The sequence below is a fragment of the Ilumatobacter nonamiensis YM16-303 genome (assembly GCF_000350145.1).
GTDB classification, from domain to species: Bacteria; Actinomycetota; Acidimicrobiia; order Acidimicrobiales; family Ilumatobacteraceae; genus Ilumatobacter_A; species Ilumatobacter_A nonamiensis.
The window spans coordinates 1-7926 of the sequence record NZ_BAOL01000024.1 but is presented as its reverse complement, the minus strand read 5'-3'; the positions used below and the strand labels follow the sequence as shown (position 1 = coordinate 7926).

The 7926-nt window shown below is 65.2% G+C and carries 2 protein-coding genes; both read right to left on the bottom strand.

What is annotated here, in order from left to right:
* A partial coding sequence (gene rpoC, locus ON45_RS03540) for a DNA-directed RNA polymerase subunit beta' (RefSeq protein WP_051062383.1) occupies positions 1-3899 on the bottom strand: 3899 nt, incomplete at its 3' end.
* Between the two features lie 84 nt (positions 3900-3983).
* Entirely contained in the window at positions 3984-7598 is a 3615-nt protein-coding gene (gene rpoB, locus ON45_RS03535) for a DNA-directed RNA polymerase subunit beta (RefSeq protein WP_241432142.1), read from the bottom strand.
* Positions 7599-7926: the final 328 nt, after the last annotated feature.

Here is a 7926-nt window from a genome sequence, read left to right as displayed (position 1 = left end):
GTGGCGGCGTCGCTCGAGTACGTGCCGTGGAGGCCCGCCAGGAACGCTGCGGGGTCTTCTTCGCCTTCGACACCGTCGGAGGTGAAGTACGACATCGGCTCGTAGTCCGGAGCGTCGATCCCGAACTCGCGGTACTTGGCCATGCCGGTACCGGCCGGGATCAGCTTGCCGAGGATGATGTTCTCCTTCAGGCCGATCAGGTCGTCACCGCGTCCGTCGATGGCGGCCTCGGTCAGGACACGCGTGGTCTCCTGGAACGATGCAGCCGACAGCCACGACTCGGTGGCGAGCGATGCCTTGGTGATGCCCATCAGCTCGGGGCGGCCCTCTGCGGGACGCGAGCTGTCCTCGACCATGCGGCGGTTGGTGTCACGGAAGCGCTTCGAGTCGACTCGCTCGCCCGGCAGGAAACCGGTGTCGCCGGGCTCCTGCACGCCGATGCGACGCGTCATCTGACGCACGATCAACTCGATGTGCTTGTCGTGGATCGACACACCCTGGTCGCGGTAGACCCGCTGGACCTCTTCGACCAGGTACAGCTGCGTCTCGCGGATGCCCTTGATCTCCATGATCTCCTTCGGGTCGAAGGGGCCGTCGACCAGCGGATCGCCGGCCTTGACCTCTTGACCGTCGGTGACGATCGGGCGGGCACCGAGCGGAAGCAACGTCTCGTGCTCCTCGCCGGCATCATCGGTCACGACGACCGGGATGCCCTTGCCCTCGTCCTCACGCAGGTGCAGCACACCGGTCGCCTTGGCGAGACGGGCCGACCCCTTCGGCGTGCGAGCCTCGAAGAGCTCGACGACGCGAGGCAGACCGCCGGCGATGTCCTTGCCGGCCACACCACCGGTGTGGAAGGTACGCATCGTCAGCTGGGTACCGGGCTCACCGATCGACTGAGCGGCGATGACGCCGACGGCCTCACCGAGCTCGATCATGTTGCCGGTGGCGAGCGAACGCCCGTGGCACATCGCGCAGACACCGAGCTCGGCGTCGCACGTGAGCACGGAGCGGACACGGAGCCGCTCGATGTTCGGGTCGTCGCGCAGTGCGTCCATCTCCTCGTCGCCGACGATGGTGTTGCGCGGCAGCATCGAGATCGACTCGCCGTCCTTCTCCATCGGGCTGGAGAGCTCGGTGTCGTTGAGCAGCGCGCGGCCGTACAGCTTCGTCTCGAGGTACGAGCGACGGTTCGCCGTGTCGGGCGAAACGTTCTCGATCCACACGCCGAGCGTGGAACCGCAGTCCTCTTCGCGGACGATGAGTTCCTGCGCGACGTCGACGAGACGACGGGTCAGGTAGCCCGAGTCGGCAGTACGCAGCGCCGTGTCGACGAGGCCCTTACGAGCACCCGGCGTGGCGATGAAGTACTCGAGGGTTTCGAGGCCCTCGCGGAAGTTCGACTTGATCGGACGCGGGATCATGTCACCACGAGGGTTGGCGACGAGACCGCGCATGCCGGCGATCTGGCGCATCTGGGTCATGTTCCCTCGGGCGCCGGAACCGACCATCATGTCGATCGGGTTGAACTGGACCTTCTTGAACTCGAGCTCCATCGCCGCCTGCACGTCGGCGGTCGCGTCGGTCCAGATGCGGACCTCCTGCTGGCGCCGTTCGCCGTCGGTGATGATGCCGCGCTTGAACTGGTTCTCGACCTTCTCGGCCTGGGCCTCGTAGTCGTCGAGCATGCCGCGCTTGGCGGCCGGGGTCCGGACGTCGTCGATCGACACCGTGATGCCGGACTGCGTGGCGAACCGGTAGCAGAGGTTCTTGATGTTGTCGAGCGCCTCGGCGACCGTCGCCTTGTCGAAGTTGTCGGACAGCCGCTCGACGATGACACCCATCTCCTTCTTGGTGATGAGCGAGTCGATGTGGCCGAACATCTCGGTGTACGCGACCGGAAGCGCTTCCTCGAAGAGGGCGCGACCGGGTGTGGTCTCGAACTTGTCGCCCGGACCGTTGCGGACCTCGATGGTGGCGTGCAGGTCGAGGGTGCCCTCGTCGTATGCCCGCAGTACTTCCCACAGGTGACGGAACACGCGGCCGGAGCCGGTCGCGTCCTCGATGCCCTCGGTGAGGTAGTAGCCACCGATGATCATGTCCTGCGACGGAACGGTGATCGGACGACCCGAGGCCGGCGACAGGATGTTGTTCGCGCTGAGCATGAGCACGCGGGCCTCGGCCTGCGCTTCTGCCGACAGCGGCACGTGGATCGCCATCTGGTCACCGTCGAAGTCGGCGTTGAAGGCCGTGCAGACGAGCGGGTGGATCTGGAGCGCCTTGCCCTCGACCAGCACCGGCTCGAAGGCCTGGATGCCGAGGCGGTGCAGCGTGGGCGCACGGTTCAGCATGACCGGGTGCTCCTTGATGACGTCCTCGAGGACGTCCCACACCTGCGGACGACGACGTTCGACCATGCGCTTCGCGGTCTTGATGTTCTGCGCGAGTTCGAGGTCGACGAGACGCTTCATGACGAACGGCTTGAACAGCTCGAGCGCCATCAGCTTCGGCAGACCGCACTGGTGCAGTCGCAGCGTGGGGCCGACCACGATGACCGAACGGCCCGAGTAGTCGACGCGCTTGCCGAGGAGGTTCTGACGGAAGCGGCCCTGCTTGCCCTTGAGCATGTCGGACAGCGACTTGAGCGGACGGTTGCCCGGCCCGGTCACGGGACGACCACGGCGGCCGTTGTCGAACAGTGCGTCGACGGCCTCCTGCAGCATCCGCTTCTCGTTGTTGACGATGATCTCCGGTGCGCCGAGGTTGAGCAGACGCTCGAGTCGGTTGTTGCGGTTGATCACACGGCGGTACAGGTCGTTCAGGTCGGACGTGGCGAAGCGGCCACCGTCGAGCTGGACCATCGGGCGCAGTTCCGGCGGGATCACGGGCACGGCGTCGAGGATCATCGCCTTCGGGTCGTTGACCCGGCGGCCGTTGTCGTCGCGACGATTGAACGACGTGACGATCTTCAGGCGCTTGATCGCCTTCTGCTTGCGCTGGGCGCTGAGCGGCTTGCGGCCGGAGTCGCCCGGGTCGATCGCCTCGCGCAGCTTGACCTCTTCTTCGTCGAAGTCGATCCGGTCGATGAGTTGCTTGATCGCCTCGGCGCCGGTGCCGCCTTCGAAGAACTCGCCGTACTTGTCACGCATCTCGCGCCACAACAGCTCGTCTTCGATGATCTTGCGGGCGTGGAGGCCCTTGAACTCGTCCCAGGTGCGCTCGATGAGGTCGAGTTCCGCGTCGTAGCGCTCGCGGATGGCCTCGACCTCCTTGTCGGATTCGCGCTGGAGCTTCTTCAGGTCGGCGGCCTTGGCGCCTTCCTTCTCGGCGGCGACGACGTCGTCCTCGAGCTGCTTGAAGCGCTCGTCCAGCTCGAGTTCGAGCTCTTTCTGGATGACGTCACGCTCTTCGAGGTACTCGGCTTCGAGGTTCTCGAGTGCTTCGTGGCGGCCGTCCTCGTCGACCCAGCTGACGAGGTGCGCTGCGAAGTAGATGACCTTCTCGAGCATCTTCGCCTTGAGCTCTTCCTTCGGCTCGATGCCGGCGAGGAGGTAGGCGAGCCACGAGCGGGTACCGCGCAGGTACCAGATGTGCACGGCCGGAGCGGCGAGCTCGATGTGGCCCATCCGGTCACGACGCACCTTGGAACGCGTGACTTCGACGCCACAGCGCTCACAGATGATGCCCTTGAAGCGGACGCGCTTGTACTTGCCGCAGTAGCACTCCCAGTCCCGGGTGGGGCCGAAGATCTTCTCGCAGAAGAGCCCTTCCTTCTCCGGCCGCAGGGTGCGGTAGTTGATGGTCTCGGGCTTCTTCACTTCACCGTGTGACCAGGTGCGGATCTGGTCGGCGGTGGCCAGCCCGATCTTGAGCTGGTCGAACATGTTGACGTCGAGCATGTGTTGGTTCCCTTGTGTTTGCTCTTGCGTTGTCAGTCGTTCATCGTCTCGACCGGGGGCGGACCCCGGTCGAGACGGAAGTCATCAGTAGCGGGCGGCCCGCTCGGCCTTTTCGCGTTCGCGGCGGGCGTCGTCTTCGTCGGTGCCGCGCTCGGGACGGGAGATGTCGATGCCGAGTTCCTCGGCAGCACGGAACACCTCGTCGTCCAGATCGCGCATCTCGATCTGCTGACCCTCTTCGGTCAGCACCTCGACGTTGATGCAGAGCGCCTGCATCTCCTTCATCAGGACCTTGAACGATTCGGGCACGCCCGGCTCGGGGATGTTGTCGCCCTTCACGATCGACTCGTACACCCGGACACGTCCGAGCACGTCGTCGGACTTGATGGTCAACAGCTCCTGCAGGCAGTACGCCGCGCCGTAGGCCTCGAGTGCCCACACTTCCATCTCACCGAAGCGCTGGCCACCGAACTGGGCCTTGCCACCCAGCGGCTGCTGGGTGATCATCGAGTACGGGCCGGTGGAGCGAGCGTGGATCTTGTCGTCGACCAGGTGGGCCAGCTTCAGGATGTACATGTACCCGCAGGTGATCGGGTTGTCGTACTTCTCGCCCGTCCGACCGTTGAACAGTTCGAGCTTGCCGTTGAGGCCGACCAGACGGTCGCCGCTCGCGGCTTCGGGGTTCAGCTCACCGAGGATCTCCTGGATCGTCGGATGGTCGATCGACTTCTCCTTCTCGTCCCAGTTGGCGCCGTCGAACACCGGCGTCGCGACGAACGTGGCGGGCTTGGTGTTCGGCCGCGTCTTGGTCTCGGTGCCGCTGATCGGCGCGTCGCCGACCGTGGTGCCATCCGGGTTGGTCCAGCCCCAGCGAGCGCAGTAGCCCAGGTGCGATTCGAGCACCTGGCCGACATTCATTCGGGAGGGAACACCCAGCGGGTTGAGGATGATGTCGACCGGCTGGCCGTCCTTCGTGTACGGCATGTCCTCGATCGGGAGGATCTTGGAGATGACGCCCTTGTTGCCGTGGCGACCGGCGAGCTTGTCGCCCACCGAGATCTTGCGCTTCTGCGCCACGTACACGCGGACGAGCTGGTTGACGCCGGGCGGCAGTTCGTCGCCGTCGTCACGGTTGAACACCTTGACGTCGATGACCTTGCCGACCTCGCCGTGCGGAACCTTGAGGCTCGTGTCACGAACCTCGCGGGCCTTCTCACCGAAGATCGCGCGGAGCAGACGCTCTTCCGGCGTCAGCTCGGTCTCGCCCTTCGGGGTGACCTTGCCGACGAGGACGTCGCCCGGGCCGACTTCGGCGCCGACGCGGATGATGCCGCGGTCGTCGAGGTCGGCGAGGATGTCGTCGCTCAGGTTCGGGATGTCCCGGCTGATCTCTTCGGGGCCGAGCTTCGTGTCACGCGCATCGACCTCGTGCTCCTTGATGTGGATCGACGTGAGCACGTCGTCCTTCACCAGGCGCTCCGAGAGGATGATCGCGTCCTCGAAGTTGTAGCCCTCCCACGGCATGAACGCCACGAGCAGGTTCTTGCCGAGCGCGAGCTCACCGTGATCGGTCGAGGGACCGTCGGCGATGATCGTGCCCTTCTTGAGCTTGTCGCCCTCGTTCACCCGCGGCTTCTGGTTGATGCACGTGTCCTGGTTGGACCGGGTGAACTTGTTGAGGCGGTAGACCTTCTTGCCCTCGTCGTTGTACTGGACGGTGATGGTGTCGCCGGTGACCTCGGTGACCTCACCGTCGTCGATCGCCTGGATCAGGTCGGCGGCGTCACGGGCGGCACGGTTCTCCATGCCGGTTCCGATGTAGGGAGCCTCGGCCCGCAGCAACGGCACGGCCTGGCGCTGCATGTTCGCACCCATCAGGGCGCGGTTGGCGTCGTCGTGCTCGAGGAACGGGATCAGCGCCGTGGCGACCGAGACGATCTGCTTCGGGCTGACGTCGATGAAGTCGACGTCGGTCGGCGGCACGTAGCCGATGTCGGTGGTGGCGCCGAAGAAACTCTCGGCTTCCAGCATCTTGCGGAGGTCTTCGAGGCTGGCGGCCTGCGGCGACCGGCGCACGAGCACCTTCGCGTCGCGGATCGCTCCGTCGTCCTGGAGCGGCGTGTTCGCCTGGGCGACGACGTAGTTCTCCTCCTCGTCAGCCGCCATGTAGACGATCTTGCCGGTGACCTTGCCGTCCTTGACCTCGCGGTACGGCGACTCGATGAAGCCGAACTCGTTGACCCGGGCGTAGGTGGACAGACCACCGATCAGGCCGATGTTCGGGCCCTCCGGGGTCTCGATCGGGCACATCCGGCCGTAGTGGCTGAAGTGGACGTCGCGGACCTCGAAGCCGGCGCGCTCACGCGACAGACCGCCCGGGCCGAGCGCCGACAGGCGGCGACGGTGGGTCAGGCCCGACAGCGGGTTGACCTGGTCCATGAACTGCGACAGCTGGGACGTTCCGAAGAACTCCTTGATCGCAGCCACGACCGGGCGGATGTTGATGAGCGTCTGCGGGGTGATCGACTCGACGTCCTGGGTGGTCATGCGCTCACGCACGACGCGCTCCATGCGACTGAGACCGATGCGGACCTGGTTCTGGATCAGTTCGCCGACGCTGCGGATGCGACGGTTGGCGAAGTGGTCCTGGTCGTCGAGGCGGTAGCCCGGCTCCTGCTTGACGAGGTGCAGCATGTAGCTGATCGACGCCAGCACCTCGCAGCGGCTGAGGACGTTCTGTCCCTCTTCGGGGTAGTCGAGCAGCGGCTCGCCCTCGGCGTTGGTGAGTCCACCGAGACCGAACAGCTCGTCGAGCTGCGCGACCTCTTCGCCGAGCTTGCGGTTGAGCTTGTAGCGACCGACCCGGCTGAGGTCGTAGCGACGGCTCTCGAAGAACGCGTTGCGGAAGTAGGCCTTGGCCGACTCGACGGTCGGCGGCTCACCCGGACGGGCGCGCTTGTAGATCTCGACGAGCGCCTCGTCCTGGGTCGGGGCGATCTCGCGCTCCTTCTCCCATTGCCCTTCGAGGAAGTCGAAGTGGCTGACGAAGCGATCGAGGAAGCCGGGGGCGTTCTCCTCGTCGTAGCCGAGCGCGCGCAGCATCGTGAAGATGCCGAGGCGACGCTTGCGGGCGACGCGGGTGCCGGCGGTGACGTCCTTGCCGGGCTTGTGCTCGACGTCGAACTCCATCCACTCACCGCGGTAGGGGTGAATGGTGCCCTTGACAAGCTGGTGCTTGGTGAGGTTACGAAGGCGGAACCGCTCACCGGGCTCGAAGATGACGCCGGGCGACCGGACGAGCTGGCTCACGACGACACGCTCGGTGCCGTTCACGATGAACGTGCCCTTCTCGGTCTGCATCGGGAAGTCGCCCATGAAGACGACCTGCTCCTTGATCTCGCCGGTGTTGCGGTTCATGAACCGCGCCCGCACGAAGACCGGAGCCGAGTAGGTCATGTCCTTCTCTTTGCACTCCTCCACCGAGAACTTCGGCGGTGGGCGCAGGTCGGGATCGAACGGGTCGAACTCGAGCTCGAGCTGCAGGTTCTCGGAGAAGTCCTTGATCGGCGAGATGCTGCGGAACGTCTCCGCCAGTCCCTCGTCGAGGAAGTGCTGGAAGGATTCGGTCTGAACCGCGACCAGGTCAGGGAGCTCCAGCGGCTCTTTCAGGTTGCCGAACGAATAACGTTCACGAGACACGGGACGAGTCGCCACGGATCACTCTCCAAGGGGTTCGACGTCGAAGATCGACGTCATTGCGGGTGCTGCCGGCTGCCGGGCGCGCCACAACACTCTGGGGTCAGAGCGAAGACAACGGAGACACACGGCAACAGGCGAGCCTATCCACGCGGAGCGTGCAACGTCAACCAGACTCGGAGCTTGGCTCGAACGAGTCTGCGGATCGATGTGGCGTCGGTTCCCACCGACCCCGAACTGAATTGCGGGTCAAGGTAGAGACTTCCGCCCGATCTGTCAAGCATTCGATTTCCCCACCCCCATCTCGTGATCTGTTCCAGCGCTCCGTGCG